The 14,098-nt window shown below is 68.9% G+C and carries 10 protein-coding genes; 5 read left to right on the top strand and 5 right to left on the bottom strand.

The features are described from left to right. The 4 genes from FKV25_RS16370 to FKV25_RS10215 all read right to left on the bottom strand — a co-directional run. On the bottom strand, positions 1–224 hold a 224-nt coding region (locus FKV25_RS16370; RefSeq protein ID WP_211345412.1), incomplete at its 3' end, for a hypothetical protein. 551 nt (positions 225–775) lie between these two features. After that, positions 776–2,494, bottom strand: a complete 1,719-nt coding sequence (locus FKV25_RS10225; protein WP_141518702.1) for a sodium:solute symporter family protein — start codon at positions 2,492–2,494, stop codon at positions 776–778. A gap of 10 nt (positions 2,495–2,504) precedes the next feature. Beyond that, positions 2,505–2,768 (bottom strand): DUF4212 domain-containing protein, encoded by a 264-nt coding sequence (locus FKV25_RS10220; protein ID WP_141518701.1) that lies wholly within the window; start codon positions 2,766–2,768, stop codon positions 2,505–2,507. A 10-nt stretch (positions 2,769–2,778) separates the two neighbouring features. Beyond that, positions 2,779–4,128, bottom strand: a complete 1,350-nt coding sequence (locus tag FKV25_RS10215; protein WP_141518704.1) for a DcaP family trimeric outer membrane transporter — start codon at positions 4,126–4,128, stop codon at positions 2,779–2,781. A 287-nt stretch (positions 4,129–4,415) separates the two neighbouring features. Here FKV25_RS10215 and acs point away from each other — a divergent pair, with 287 nt between their 5' ends. The 5 genes from acs to FKV25_RS10190 all read left to right on the top strand — a co-directional run bounded on the left by acs (position 4,416) and on the right by FKV25_RS10190 (position 10,323). Continuing rightward, on the top strand, positions 4,416–6,368 hold the full coding sequence (gene acs / locus FKV25_RS10210) for an acetate--CoA ligase (protein WP_141518700.1): 1,953 nt from the start codon (positions 4,416–4,418) through the stop codon (positions 6,366–6,368). 158 nt (positions 6,369–6,526) lie between these two features. Next, positions 6,527–7,204: a response regulator transcription factor gene (locus tag FKV25_RS10205; RefSeq protein ID WP_141518699.1), complete on the top strand. Its 678-nt coding sequence runs from the start codon at positions 6,527–6,529 to the stop codon at positions 7,202–7,204. Positions 7,205–7,332: 128 nt separating this feature from the next. Further along, positions 7,333–8,190 (top strand): SAM-dependent methyltransferase, encoded by an 858-nt coding sequence (locus FKV25_RS10200; protein ID WP_141518698.1) that lies wholly within the window; start codon positions 7,333–7,335, stop codon positions 8,188–8,190. Beyond that, complete coding sequence (locus FKV25_RS10195) at positions 8,190–8,483, top strand: hypothetical protein (RefSeq protein WP_141518697.1); 294 nt, start codon at positions 8,190–8,192, stop codon at positions 8,481–8,483. Before FKV25_RS10200 ends, FKV25_RS10195 begins: the two co-directional genes overlap by 1 nt. Before the next feature lie 64 nt (positions 8,484–8,547). Next, positions 8,548–10,323, top strand: coding sequence for a GGDEF domain-containing protein (locus tag FKV25_RS10190; RefSeq protein WP_141518696.1), 1,776 nt, complete (start codon positions 8,548–8,550; stop codon positions 10,321–10,323). A 31-nt stretch (positions 10,324–10,354) separates the two neighbouring features. On the opposite strand, the gene FKV25_RS10185 is transcribed toward FKV25_RS10190, so the two are convergent. Further along, complete coding sequence (locus FKV25_RS10185; protein ID WP_141518695.1) at positions 10,355–13,840, bottom strand: hybrid sensor histidine kinase/response regulator; 3,486 nt, start codon at positions 13,838–13,840, stop codon at positions 10,355–10,357. Positions 13,841–14,098: the final 258 nt, after the last annotated feature.

The raw sequence follows: 14,098 nt of genomic DNA, 5'->3' as shown, positions 1-14,098 counted from the left end.
ATCTTGATCTTGATCTTGATCTTGATCTTGATCTTGATCTTGATCTTGATCTTCGCGACTTTGAGGCCGCCGAGCACCGCAGGCCATGGCGGCCGGAGAGGCGCCCTTGTCTGAGCGAAGCGAGTTTGGGCGCCGTGCCGCCAGGGCCGAGGCGCGCAGGGGACCGGTGCGGCGAAGCCGTGCCGGCGGCCGATGGAGCCGGCGGTTTTGGTTCCTTTTGCCAAGACAAAAGGGACTCGCACGCGCAGCGGGCGAAAGCCTTTGACCTTGCCTTGGCTCGAATCAGCCCTCGAAGCATGGGTTGCGCGAAGCCCATCGTGCGCAGTGGCCGGAAGCCACGATGGGTATCGCCTCCCACTCGACCCACCCTCCGGCGATGCCGAAGCCGTGTCTTGGCCGGCCGCCCCCACAGGGCGTCATCCCAGCGAACGCTCGGGTGAGGCGGACCGCTTGCGCGGCACCGCCGTGCGATCTGCGCGAACGCCCAGCGCGCTGCGCGGGGCCGGGGAGAACTCCCTAGCCTTGCCAAAGGCTGGATCCCAGCGTTCGCTGGGATGACGAAAGGTGGTGGCGCAGCACCGTAGGATGGGTTGCGCGAAGCAAAACCCATCGCTCGTCGTGGCCGTCAGCCAAGGTGGGTATCGCCTTCGGCTCGACCCACCCTACTGCGATGTCGCAGCCGACCCCATCCCGGCCATCCCTGAACCCGGGACAAGAAAAAGCCCGCCATCTGGACGATGGCGGGCCGTGGAGAGAGCACGAAGCTCCAGTGAGGTCAGTGGGCGGCCGTGGCCTCGCCGGCACCGCGCGGCACGCGGATGTCGTCGACCATGTCCTGCACGTGCTGCGGCGGCGGCGGCGTCATCCGCGACACGCCGAAGGCGATCACGAAATTGAGCAGCATGCCGATCACGCCGATGCCCTCGGGCGAGATCCCGAACAACCAGTTCGCCGGCACGTTCTCCGCCATCGGTGCCATGAACACGCCCTTGAAGTAGACGATGTAGCAGACGGTGAAGACCAGGCCCACGATCATGCCCGCGACCGCACCCTGCATGTTGGTGCGCTTGTCGAAGATGCCGAGCACGATCGCCGGGAAGAACGTCGCCGCCGCGAGGCCGAAGGCGAACGCCACCACCTCGGCGACGAAGCCCGGTGGATAGATGCCCAGCAGGCCGGCCACCACGACCGCGCAACCAGCGGCGATGCGTGCGTACAGCAGTTCCTGCTTCTCGGTGATGCCGGGCATCACCATCTTCTTCAACAGGTCGTGCGATACCGCCGATGAAATCACCAGCAACAGGCCCGCCGCGGTACTGAGCGCCGCCGCCAGTCCGCCGGCGGCCACCAGGGCGATGACCCACGCCGGCAGGCGCGCGATCTCGGGATTGGCCAGGACCATGATGTCGCGGTCGATGGTCATCTCGTTGCGATCGTCCTTGGCATAGAACATCTTGCCGTCGTTGTTCTTGTCGTCCCAGGTGATCAGGCCGGTCTTCTCCCAGTTGCGCACCCACGACGGAGCGGTCGCATGCTCGGTACCCTGCATGTCGGCGCCGTTGATGGTCTGGATCATGTTGACGCGGGCGAAGCTGGCGACCGCCGGTGCGGTGGTGTAGAGCAGCGCGATGAAGAGGATCGCCCAGCCCGCCGAACGACGCGCGTCGCGCACCTTCGGCACGGTGAAGAAGCGGACGATCACGTGCGGCAGTCCCGCGGTGCCGACCATCAGGGCCAGGGTGATGGCGAAGACGTCGATGGTCGATTTGCTTCCTTCCGTGTATGGCGCGAACCCCAACTGCGTACTCAGGCCGTCGAGCTTGTCCAGCAGGTAGACGCCGCTGCCATCGGCGAGCTTGCTGCCGAAGCCGAGCTGCGGGATCGCGTTGCCGGTGAGCAGGATCGAGATGAAGATCGCCGGCACCATGAACGCGAATATCAGCACGCAGTACTGCGCCACCTGCGTGTAGGTGATGCCCTTCATGCCGCCGAGCACGGCGTAGAAGAACACGATCGCCATGCCGATGATGACGCCGGTGGTGATGTCGACCTCCAGGAAACGGCTGAAGACGATGCCGACACCGCGCATCTGCCCGGCCACGTAGGTGAACGAGACGAATATCGCGCAGATCACCGCCACCAGTCGCGCCGTGTCGGAGTAGTAGCGGTCGCCGACGAAGTCGGGGACGGTGAACTTTCCGAACTTGCGCAGGTACGGAGCCAACAGGAGGGCCAGCAGCACGTAGCCGCCGGTCCAGCCCATCAGGTACACCGAGCCGTCGTAGCCGGCGAAGCTGATGATGCCGGCCATCGAGATGAACGACGCCGCGCTCATCCAGTCGGCCGCGGTGGCCATGCCGTTGGCGACCGGGTGGACGCCACCGCCGGCGACGTAGAATTCCTTGGTGCTGCCGACCCGACTCCAGATCGCGATGCCGATGTACAGCGCGAAGCTGAGGCCGACGAGCAGGTAGGTCCAGGCTTGGACGGACATATGCCTCTCCTCAGTCTTCGTGGAGGTCGAGCTCGCGCTCGAGCCGGTTCATCCGCCATGCGTAGTAGAACGTCAGCAGGACGAATACGTAGATCGACCCCTGCTGGGCGAAATAGAAGCCCAGCTTGAAGCCACCGATGCGGAACTGGTTGAGCGCCTCCGCGAAGACGATGCCGGCGCCGAACGACACCAGCGCCCAGATGGCGAGCAGGATCGCCATCAGCCGGAGGTTCGCGCGCCAGTACTGCTTGGCGTTTATGTGTTTGCCTGACATGGCTGCCTCCTCAGAAGCTGTACTTGACGGTGGTGTGGATGCGCTTCAGGTCGCCCTCGCGGTCGTCCTCGAGCGAACGCTGGCCGTAGGTCAGCTCGGCGCCGACGTCGAGCTTCGGGAACGGCGAATAGATCAGGTTCGCGCGGATGGACTGGGAGCGCTCGGTGACGCCGTAGCCGGTGAGATCTACGTCGTTGTCAAAGTGCGCCGCGGAGTACATGAGGTTGCCGCGCAGCTTGTCGTTGAAGACATGGCGCCAGGCGACGAAGCCGCTGTAGCCGTCCAGCGGGTCGATGTCGCCGTCGATGTCCTGGACGACGTCCGTGCCCATGCCGAAGGCCATGTAGCGGCCGATGCCGCTGCCGGCGTTGACCATGTAGCGAAGGTCGTTGCTGGCGCCCAGGTTGAACTTGCCGCCGACGCTGACCGCGCCGCCGCCCGCGGTCTCGTCGCCGTCCTTGAACTGGCGCAGCATGCCGGCCAGGCTCAGGTGGCCCCAGTCGCCCTTGGTCACCCAGCGGCCGGTGACGTCCGGCATGACGTTGTCGCCGCTGTTGTAGCGGCTGGTGCCCTGGTAGGCGGTGACCAGGGTCTGCGGGTTTTCGATCGACAGCGACCAGGGGCCGTTGGTGTAGCGCAGCTGCGCCTGGCGCACGAAGATCGTGCCGTCGGTGACGCCCAGGAAGTCCACCGTGTCCGGAAGCGCGGCGGTGTCCTGGAAGTTCGACCAGGTCTGGCCGGCCAGCCAGTTGTTCCAGCTGACATAGGCGTGGCGCAGGGTAACCGCGTAGGTGTTGGTCGAGGTCTCGTTGCCGGCCAGGGCGTTGGTGCCACCGCCGAAGAAGTCCGCCTCGATGTAGGCCTTGAGCTTGTCGCCGTCGTCGGTCTCGTAGTCGGCACCGAGCCAGAAGCGCGAGAACTGGGCGTGGAAGTCCGCGTAGGGGTCGGTGTCGGGCTCGGCCCCGTTCGCAGCGACCGGGATCGTGCTGGGCACGTAGAACAGCCGGCCGGAATTGCCGTCGGCGATCTGACCGTCGCTGGTGTCGGTCACCATGGCGTCGAGCTTGATGAAGCCACCGTAGGAGAACCGGCTGCCGGGATTGCCCGCGGTGAGGATCGGCGTCGACTGGATCGTGGGCGTGGTGCTGGCCGCTGCAGGGGCGGGGGCGGGTGCCACGGCGGCTGCGGCCGGCGCCTGCGACTGCTGTTGTTGGACCAGCTGCTGCACCATCTTCTCGAGTTCGGCGACACGCGCCTCGAGCTCTGCTTCCTTCGCCGTCTGTGCCAGGGCCAGGCCGGGCAACAGCAGGGCGACGGCCAGTGCCGTCGCTAGGCGGCGCTTGCGGACGAGCGCCGGCATGGGACCGGTGGCGCCGCGCGATGCGATGCGTGTGGACATGATTCCCTCCCGAGGAATGCCGTGGTGTGCACGGTGACCGCAGGCTGCGCGCACTGCGGCGAGGCCAACCATTCGCCATTGGTCGAACGACGGGCCGAATGCCGCCAAAGCCCCGCGCTTTTCGACCAAGGTCTAAGGAAATCCACGCCGGCCACACGGGGCGATACGGCACACTGGTCCTCCGGCCACGCGTTTTCGCCGCACTGCAACACCGCATCAGCGCAGCATCCGAGCCAATGGAGCCTCCCATGAACCACCCCGACGCCCTCTATCCCGTCCCCGACGATTTCGCCGCCGATGCGCGCATCAAGCGCGAGGATTACGCGCGGCTTTACGCGGCCTCGGTGTCCGACCCTGAGGCGTTCTGGGCCGATGTCGCCAAGCGCCTGGACTGGATGAAGACCCCCACCCAGGTCAAGGACGTCAGCTACGACCTGGAGGATTTCCGCATCCGCTGGTACGCCGACGGCGAACTCAACGCGAGCGTCAACTGCCTGGACCGGCACCTCGAGTCGCGTGGCGACAAGACCGCGTTGATCTTCGAGCAGGACGACCCGTCAAAACCCGCCGAACATGTCAGCTACCGCGAGCTGCACGCGCGCGTCTGCCGCCTGGCGAATGCGTTGCGCGCGCTGGGCGCGAAGAAAGGCGACCGCATCACCCTCTACCTGCCGATGATCCCCGAGGCGGTCGTCGCCATGCTCGCCTGCGCGCGCATCGGCGCGATCCACTCGGTGGTGTTCGGCGGCTTCGCGCCCAACTCGATCGCCGACCGCGTGATCGACTGCGGCAGCAAGATCATCATCACCGCCGACGAAGGCCTGCGCGGCAGCAAGAAGATCCCGCTCAAGGCCAATGTCGATGCTGCGCTCAAGCTGCCCGGCACCACCAGCGTGGAGACCGTGCTCGTGGTGCGCCATACACACGGCGCGGTCGACATGCAGATGCCCCGCGACCGCTGGTACGACGCCGTCGTCGCCGACCAGCCCGACACCTGCGAGCCGGAGCGGATGAACGCCGAGGACCCGCTTTTCATCCTGTACACCTCCGGCAGCACCGGCAAGCCCAAGGGCGTGCTGCACACCACCGGTGGTTACCTCACCTATGCCAGCTACACCCATGAAGCGGTGTTCGACCTGCGCGAGGACGACATCTACTGGTGCACCGCCGACGTGGGCTGGGTGACCGGCCACAGCTACATCGTCTACGGCCCGCTGGCCAACGGCGCCACCGCGCTGGTGTTCGAGGGCGTGCCCAATTACCCGTCCGTGTCGCGCTTCTGGGAGGTGATCGATCGCCACAAGGTCACCCTGTTCTATACCGCGCCGACGGCGATCCGGGCACTGATGCGCGACGGCGACGCGCCGGTCAAGCGCACCTCGCGCGCATCACTGCGGCTGCTCGGCACGGTGGGTGAGCCGATCAACCCCGAAGCCTGGCGCTGGTACCACGAAGTGGTCGGCGACAGCCGCTGCCCCATCGTCGACACCTGGTGGCAGACCGAGACCGGCGGGATCCTGATCACCCCGCTTCCCGGCGCGACCGACCTCAAGCCGGGCTCGGCGAGCACGCCGTTCTTCGGCGTGCGGCCGGCGCTGGTGGACGCCAACGGCACGCAGCTGGAGGGCGAGGCCGAGGGCAACCTGGTGCTGCTCGATTCCTGGCCGGGCCAGATGCGCACCGTCTATGGCGACCACGCGCGCTTCATCGACACCTACTTCAAGACCTACCCCGGCACTTATTTCACCGGCGACGGCTGCCGCCGCGACGCGGACGGGTACTACTGGATCACCGGGCGGGTGGACGACGTGATCAACGTCAGCGGCCACCGCATCGGCACCGCCGAGGTCGAGAGCGCGCTGGTCAGCCACCCCAAGGTGGCCGAGGCCGCGGTGGTGGGCTTCCCGCACGACGTGAAGGGCCAGGGCATCTATGCCTATGTGACCCTGATCGCCGGCGAGGCCAGCAGCGACGAGCTGCGCAAGGAGCTGGTCGCGCACGTGCGCAAGGAGATCGGCCCGATCGCCACGCCCGACCACCTGCAATGGGCGCCGGGCCTGCCGAAGACGCGCTCGGGCAAGATCATGCGCCGCATCCTGCGCAAGATCGCCGAGAATGCGCCCGACCAGCTTGGCGACACCTCGACCCTGGCCGACCCCTCGGTGGTGGAGTCGCTGGTCAAGGAGCGCCGGATGCCCTGACCGGCACCGCCAGGGCACCCTGCGTCGCGCCGCGGCCAACGCAGGGCTGGGCAGGACGCCGTCCTGCCCCGATCATGTCGTCGCGGCAACGCGTCCTGCATCCTCCCCCTCCTCCCCCGCGCCGCCGTGCCGGGGCGGGCGAAACCACCGGATCCCCCATGCCCCCCAGCACCACCGTCATCGTCGCCGACGACCACCCCCTGTTCCGCGAGGCCCTGCGCGGGGCGGTGGCCCGGGTCCTGCCCGATGCACGGCTGCGCGAGGCCGACGGGGTCGAGTCGCTGTATGCGCTCGTGGAGACCGAGCCCGACGCCGACCTGCTCCTGCTCGACCTCAACATGCCCGGCGCGCAAGGCTTCAGCGCCTTGGTCCACCTGCGCGCGCTGCATCCGCAACTGCCCATCGTGGTGGTCTCCGCGCGCGAGGAACCCGCGGTGATGCGGCGCGCGCTCGACCACGGCGCGGTCGGCTTCATCCCCAAGTCGGCCGACGCGGCGACGCTGGGCGAGGCCATCACCGCCGTGCTCGACGGCGACCGCTGGGCGCCGGAAGCGGCGCTGTCGGCGCCCGCCGCCGACGAGGCCGAGCACGACGCCGCGCAACGCCTGCGCGACCTCACCCCGCAGCAGTTCCGCGTGCTGCAGATGCTCGGCGCGGGGCTGCTCAACAAGCAGATCGCCTACGACCTGGGCGTGTCGGAGGCGACCATCAAGGCGCACGTGACCGCGATCCTGCGCAAGCTGGGCGCCAACAACCGCACGCAGGCGGTGCTTATCGCCGGCCGGCTTGCGGTCGACCCCGGCGCGATCGTGCCGCCGCCGGAGGAAGCTGACTGAAGCCCTCCCGCGGTACCGGCCCCGCGCCCGCACCGTCGATACCCCGGCACTCGCCCGGGGCGATCTCCGTTCACAAGGGAGTCAGGTAAGAGTATCGTCAGCAGCTTGTTCCGGGCTGGGATGGATCGATGTCGCAGGAAGCCGTCACGTCGTCGGGTAGATTGGCCTGCGTCGGCCTGGGGATGATGCTCGGGGCCCATATCGGGCCGCGCGCGCGCAGTCACGTCGAACAGGCCGATGTGGTGTTCGCCGCGGTCTCCGACCCGCTCGTCGAGTTGTGGCTGCAGGGGATGAACCCGAACGTCCGCAGCCTCCAGCCGCATTACGCCGAAGGCAAGTCGCGCCACCGGACCTATCGCGAGATGGGCGAGGTCATGCTCGCGGAGGTGCGCGCCGGCAAGCACGTGTGCGGTGCGTTCTACGGCCACCCCGGCGTCTTCGCCCAGGTACCGCACGACACGATCGCCCAGGCCCGTCGCGAGGGCTTCCATGCGCACATGGAGCCTGGCGTTTCGGCCGAGGACTGCCTGTATGCCGACCTGGGCATCGACCCGGGCCTCTTCGGATGCCAGCATTACGAGGCGAGCCAGTTCATGTTCTATCGTCGGCGGATAGACCCTTCGGCGTACCTCGTGCTGTGGCAGGTGGGCATTGCCGGCGACCGGACGTGCCGCCGCTTCTCCACCGGCCCGGCCCACTACCGCCTGCTCGCCGAGCGCCTGCAGGAAGACTACCCGGCCGACCACGCGGTCATCGTCTACGAGGCGGCGACCCTGCCGATCAGCACGCCGCGGATGGAGCCGGTGCCGCTGTCCCGCCTGGCCGATACACCCCTGCACATGCACAGCACCCTGGTCGTCCCGCCCGCCCTCGAGCTGCAGCCCGACCCCGGGATGCTGGCGCGGCTGGACGCGATCGAAGCGGCCTGCGTGTCCGGTTTGCGCCCTCTTTCCCCGTTAACGCTTGAAACCGAAGGAGTCACCTGATGTCGAACGTCGTGCAGTTCATCGAGCGCCTGGGCCAGCATCCGGCCCACCTCTCCGATCCGGAGTACGTGCGGGCCGTCATGGATGCGGACCTCGACGACGCGTCCCGCGATGCCCTGATCCGGCGGGACGCCACCGGCCTCGCCTCGGCCCTGGATGCCCGCTCGCCGATGTTCTGCTTCAGCTACATCGCGACGCCTGACGGTGGCAAGGAGACGCCGCTCGACGACGACCGCGAGGACGAAGGCGTGGAAGTGCCGACGGAAGCGCCGCCGGCGAAGGACCCCGAGTAGGGGCCTCCGCCACGCGGGGGCGGTCACGGGGCAGGACCACTAGGGACGGAACGAGGATTCGACCATGACGTGCAAGGCGATCAACGCAGCGCGGGCCATGATGCTCCTCGGGATCCTCGCATTGGCCATGCCTGCGCGGGCCGGCATCGAGGACGCATTGCAGCGCGCCGATGCCCTCCGCACGAGCGACCCGCAGGCCTTCGCCGCCGCGCTCTCGGAGCTGGACGCGCTGGAGGCGCAGGCCACGGAAGCGCAGACGCTGCGCATCCGCCTGCTGAGGACCTACCAGAAGGCGCTGACCGGCAACTACGAAATCGCGATCAAGGACGCGATCGCCCTCCACCAGGAAGGCAAGGACCCGACCTTGAAGTTCCGCGCAGCGTTGCTGGCGGCCAATACGGCCGCGGTGACGCGGGAGTTCTCGCTCGGCCTGCGCTACCTGGAAATCGCGCTGGCGATGCAGGACCAGGTGCCCGACGCCAACGACCGGCACCTGGGCTTTCTGGTCGCCGCGATCCTGTACACCGAGTACGGCCAGCACTCGCTGTCCCTGCAGTACGCCGAGCAGCTGCTCGCGCTGGAGACCTCGCCCCGCATCCGCTGTCCCGCCCGCTTGAAAAAGATCGAGGCCGAGTGGAAGCTGGGCTCCGGTGCCGGCAACGAGCTGGCCACGTCCCAGGCGATCGCCGACTGCATCGCACAGCAGGACGCGATCGCCACCGGCTTCCTTCGCGGCCAGCTCGCGCGGCAATGGGCGGCGGCGGGCAGGGAGGGCGAGGCGGTGGAGCTGCTCGAGTCCCACCTCAAGGAAGTCGAGGCCACCGGCTATCCCCGGCTCGTGGGCGAGATCCACAGCCTGCTGGCGGAGTACCGCCAGGCGACCGGCGATCCTTCGGCGGCCGAGCGACATGCCCGGGCGGTGCTGGCGCTGGGCGTCAAGGATGCCTATTCGCTCCCGCTCGTCACTGCGCACAGGGTGCTCTACGAGACGGCGCTCGAGCGCGGCGACCTGGGCGCGGCCCTCGGCGCCTACCGGCAATACGCCGAGGCCGACAAGGCGCGGCTGGACGAGGTCAAGGCCAGGGAGTTCGCGTTCCAGCTGAGCCGCCACGAGCTGCAGCAACGCGACCACGCCATCGACCTGCTGAGCAAGCAGAACGAAGTGCTCACGCTGGAACAGGAGGTGGCGAAGAAATCCTCGCAAGTCGATCGCCTGGTGATCCTGCTCCTGCTGATGCTGGCGGCGATGATCGGCTTCTGGGCATACCGGACCCGACGCATGCAGGGGCAGTTGCGGGCGCTGGCGCAGACCGACGGCCTGACCGGACTCAGCAACCGGCGCCACTTCCGCGAACGTGCCGACGTGATGCTGTCGCGTTGTACCGCCTCCGGCCAGGAGATGGCGCTGGTCCTGCTGGACCTGGACAACTTCAAGCACATCAATGACCGCCACGGGCATGCCGCCGGCGACTGGCTGCTCGGCCAGGTCGCCAGGGCCTGCCGCGCGGCCTGCCGCGAGGGCGACGTTTGCGGCCGGCTGGGCGGCGAAGAATTCGCCATCATGTCCTGTGGTGCCGACCTTGCCGCGGCGCAACGCATCGCCCAGAGCTGCCGCGAGCAGCTGGCCAGGATCGACACGGCCGCGATCGGCCACGACCGGCCGATCACCGCCAGTTTCGGCTGCACCACCTCCTTGCGGTCGGGGCCGACGTTCGAGCGCATGTTCGCCCATGCCGACGCGGCCATGTATCGCGCGAAGGCCGATGGTCGCGACACCATCCTGACCCACGTCGAGCCTGCCCCCGTCACGGTGCTGCACCGGGGACAGACCTCGGCCTGAGCCGCGCCCCGCGCCACGGCCCGAAGGGCGCTCAGGCCCGCCTGGACTGCCGCTGGGCAGCGAGGAAGGCCCGCATCGATGCCGGCTTGACCGGCTTGGTAAGCACGCGGCAGCCGTGTTCGCGGGCCGCGTGCTTGAGTGCGTCGCTGCCGTCGCCGGTCAACAGCGCCGCCGGGAAGCCGCTGCCCAGGCGCGCGCGCAAGGCATCGATCACCCCCAGCCCGTCCAGGCGATCGTGCAGGTGATAGTCCACCAGTGCGACGTCGGGCGGCACGTCCATGGCCGCGGCCGCCAATGCCTCGTCGGTGTCGGTCGCGGTGAGCACCACCGCGCCCCAGCGCTGCAGCAGGGTGCGCATGCCGTCGAGGATCTCGCGGTCGTTGTCGACGCACAGCACGCGCAGGCCCGCCAGGGTGTCGGTGTCGCCGAGCGAGCGCGCGCTCGGCGCGCGCGGCGTGCCCAGGCCCTGGCCGAAGGGGACGGTGATCGAGAAGACGCTGCCCGCGCCGACGCGTGAGCGCACCCGAAGGGGGTGGTTGAGCGTGCGCGCGATGCGCTGGCAGATCGACAGGCCCAGGCCGAGGCCACGCTCGGCGCCGTCGGTGGGCGCGTCGAAGCGACGGAACTCATCGAAGATCTGCGACAGGTGGTGTTCCGAGATGCCCGGACCGGTGTCCCACACCTGCAGCTCGACCGCGCCATCGCGCACGCGGGCGGCGATCAGCACGCCGCCGTCGCGGGTGTAGCGCAAGGCGTTGGCGAGGAAGTTCTGCAGCGCGCGGCGCAGCAGCCGGCGGTCGCTGCGCACCGGCCGCGGGCGCTGCGGGGCGCGCACGCGCAGCTCGAGGCGATGGTTGGCGGCGACCGGCGCGTACTGGGCCACCAGTTCGCGCAACAGCTCGTTGACGTCGAAGTCGACGATCTCCGGACGCAGCGCGCCCGCGTCCAGGCGCGAGATGTCGAGCAGGCCGTCGAGCAGGTCCTCCGCCGCGCGCAGGGCCGCGTCGACGCGCTCGGCCAGGCGCGTCTGCTCGGCGCTGTCGGTGCTGTCGCGCAGTGCCGTGGTGAACAGGCGCGCGGCGTTGAGCGGCTGCAGCACGTCGTGGCTGACCGCGGCCAGGAAGCGGGTCTTGGACTGCTGGGCGGCCTCGGCCTCGCGCGTGCGCAACTCGACGCGCTGCTCCAGGGTCTCGTTGACCTCGCGCAGGGCCTGTTCGGCGCGCTTGTAGTCGGTGATGTCGCTGTAGCTGGTGACATAGCCACCGCCGGGGAGCGGCCGGCCGCGCACCTCGACGACCTGGCCGTTGTCGCGCAGCCGCTCATAGACGTAGGCCTGGCCGGCGCGCAGGTGCTCCAGCCGCCGTCGTACCTGTTCGTCGATGTCGCCCTCGCCCATCTCGCCGCGCTCGGCGTTCCAGCGCAGCAGTTCGTGCACCGGGCGGCCGACGTAAAGCATGCCGTCGGGATAGTCGTAGAGCTCCTGGTACTGCCGGTTCCAGGCGACCAGGCGCAGTTCGGCGTCGACCACGCTGACGCCCTGGCTGATGTTCTCCAGGGTCGTGGACATGATCTGCCGGTTGAATCGGAGTTCCTGGTTGGCCTCGTCGAGCAGGGCCACCACTTCGCCCAGCTCCATCCCCGAGCCGCGCAGGGCGCTGGTCAGGGTCAGGCGCGCGGAGGCGGCACCGATCGCCGAGGCCAGCAGGCGCTCGGTGAACTGGGCCAGCGCGCGGTCGGCCGGCTGCGAGGGCAGCCACGGCCGGCCCTGCTGCTCGCAGTGGCTTTCGAAGGCGCGGCGCGCATGGCGCTCGCCGACGATGCGCTCGGCCAGCGCCAGCAGCTCGCCCGCGCGGACATTGCCGGCCCAGCCGCCAGGCCCGAGCGCCGGCCGCTGCGCGTAGGGGTCCAGGAAGGTCGTGGCCAGCAGTTGCTCCTGCAGGCGCGGGCGTTGCCGCATCGACATGAAGACGAACACGCCGACGTTGAACAGCAGCGACCAGAACACGCCGTGGGTCAGCGGATCCCAGCCCTGCAGGCCGAACAGCTGCTGCGGCCGCAACCAGGCCAGGCCGTAGGGCCCGCGTTCGATCCAGTCCCTGGCCCAGGCGTTGCCCCCGAACCAGCCGCCGCCCGCCAGCAGCGGCAGCAGCAGGGTGTAGAACCAGACGACGGCACCGGCGAGCAGGCCGCTGAACGCGCCCACCCGGCTGGCGCCCCGCCAGTACAGGCCGCCGATCAGGGCCGGTGCGAACTGGGCGACCGCGGCGAAGGCCAGCAGGCCGTGCTGGGCCAGGCCCCCGGCGTCGCTGCCGTCGCGCAGCAGGTCGCCGCGATGGTAGGCGTAGGCGAGCATCGCCAGCATGACGATGGTGATCCGGCGCACCCACAGCACCTGGCGATCGATCGCCGGCGTCTGGTGCAGGTGGCCCGCGCGCAGCAGCAGCGGCATGACCAGGTCGTTGCTGACCATCGTGGCCAGGGCGACGCTGGCGACGATCACCATGCCGGTCGCCGCCGAGAAGCCACCGACGTAGACGAACATGGCCAGCATGTCCTGGTCCAGCGCCAGCGGAAGCGCCAGCACGTAGCTGTCGGGCGAGACCGCACTGCCCGACAGCACCGCCTGCCCGGCCAGGGTGATCGGTACGACCAGCACGCTGATCACGGCCAGGTAGCCACCGAACATCCAGCGCGCGGTACGTACATCGGCAAGGTTCTGGCACTCGACCACCGCCATGTGGAACTGGCGCGGCAGGCACAGGATCGCGGTGAACGCGAGCAGGGTCTGGGCGACGAAGCCGGTGGGCAAGCCCGGGGCGAACACGACGTCGGCCGCCTGCACGACGCGCTGGCCGAGGTGGCCGGTGCCCGGCAGGTGGGCCATCGCGAACACGCCGATGGCCACGAAGGCGACCAGCTTCACCACCGATTCCAGCGCGACCGCCAGCACCATGCCCCGGTGGTGTTCGGTGGCGTCGATCTGTCGGGTGCCGAACAGGATCGAGAAGGCGGCCAGCAGGATCGCGGTGTAGAAGGCGGGATCGGACAGGGGCGGCGCATTGGCCGGGATTCCGGCCAGCACGTCCACGCTCATCGCCACCGCCTTGAACTGCAGGGCGACGTAGGGCACCGCCGCGACCAGGGCCAGGATCGCCACCAGCGCCGCCAGACCGGGCGCGCGGCCGTAGCGCGAGGACAGGAAGTCGGCGATCGATACGATGCGGTGCTCGCCGGAGATCAGCACCAGGCGCTCGAGGATCCGCCAGCCGAAGAACAGCAGCAGCAGGGGCCCCAAATAGATCGGCAGGAAGCCCATGCCTGTCCGCGCGGCCGTGCCGACCGCACCGTAGAAGGTCCACGACGAGCAGTAGACCGCCAGCGCCAGCGAATAGACCGTCGGACGCAACCAGCGATGGCGCGTCATCAAGGTATTCGGGCGGTCGCCGACATGGGCCACGCCGAACAGCAGCGCGACGTAGCCCAGCGAGACCAGCAGCAGCACCCAACCCGGGATCAAAGGCGGCCCACCCCCATGCGAAGGCGTCGAGTGTAGACCGGCACCGGCAGGTTGCGCCCCCTGAATGGCCCGCCGCACGGCCGGGGCGGCACGAGGCCCGGGGTCGGGACACCTGCGCGGCGGCGTCCCGGCCCTGGCCGGCACGCCTTCGTCCGCCACGCCGAATGGGAAGCGGTGCGGACACGCACTTGGGATCGATTTTCACGCAAATCCCTGTTCATGAAGGGGATTCGGTGACTTCAATCACGAAATGACCTC

The organism is Marilutibacter aestuarii (assembly GCF_006546775.1).
GTDB lineage: Bacteria > Pseudomonadota > Gammaproteobacteria > Xanthomonadales > Xanthomonadaceae > Marilutibacter > Marilutibacter aestuarii.
This window is presented reverse-complemented; position numbering and strand designations above follow the sequence as displayed.

Excerpts from the sequence above, each read along its gene's own strand:
- FKV25_RS10225 (WP_141518702.1), bottom strand. The coding sequence starts at position 2,494 with ATGTCCGTCCAAGCCTGGACCTACCTGCTCGTCGGCCTCAGCTTCGCG.
- FKV25_RS10220 (WP_141518701.1), bottom strand. The coding sequence starts at position 2,768 with ATGTCAGGCAAACACATAAACGCCAAGCAGTACTGGCGCGCGAACCTC.
- FKV25_RS10215 (WP_141518704.1), bottom strand. The coding sequence starts at position 4,128 with ATGCCGGCGCTCGTCCGCAAGCGCCGCCTAGCGACGGCACTGGCCGTC.
- acs (WP_141518700.1), top strand. The coding sequence starts at position 4,416 with ATGAACCACCCCGACGCCCTCTATCCCGTCCCCGACGATTTCGCCGCC.
- FKV25_RS10205 (WP_141518699.1), top strand. The coding sequence starts at position 6,527 with ATGCCCCCCAGCACCACCGTCATCGTCGCCGACGACCACCCCCTGTTC.
- FKV25_RS10200 (WP_141518698.1), top strand. The coding sequence starts at position 7,333 with ATGTCGCAGGAAGCCGTCACGTCGTCGGGTAGATTGGCCTGCGTCGGC.
- FKV25_RS10195 (WP_141518697.1), top strand. The coding sequence starts at position 8,190 with ATGTCGAACGTCGTGCAGTTCATCGAGCGCCTGGGCCAGCATCCGGCC.
- FKV25_RS10190 (WP_141518696.1), top strand. The coding sequence starts at position 8,548 with ATGACGTGCAAGGCGATCAACGCAGCGCGGGCCATGATGCTCCTCGGG.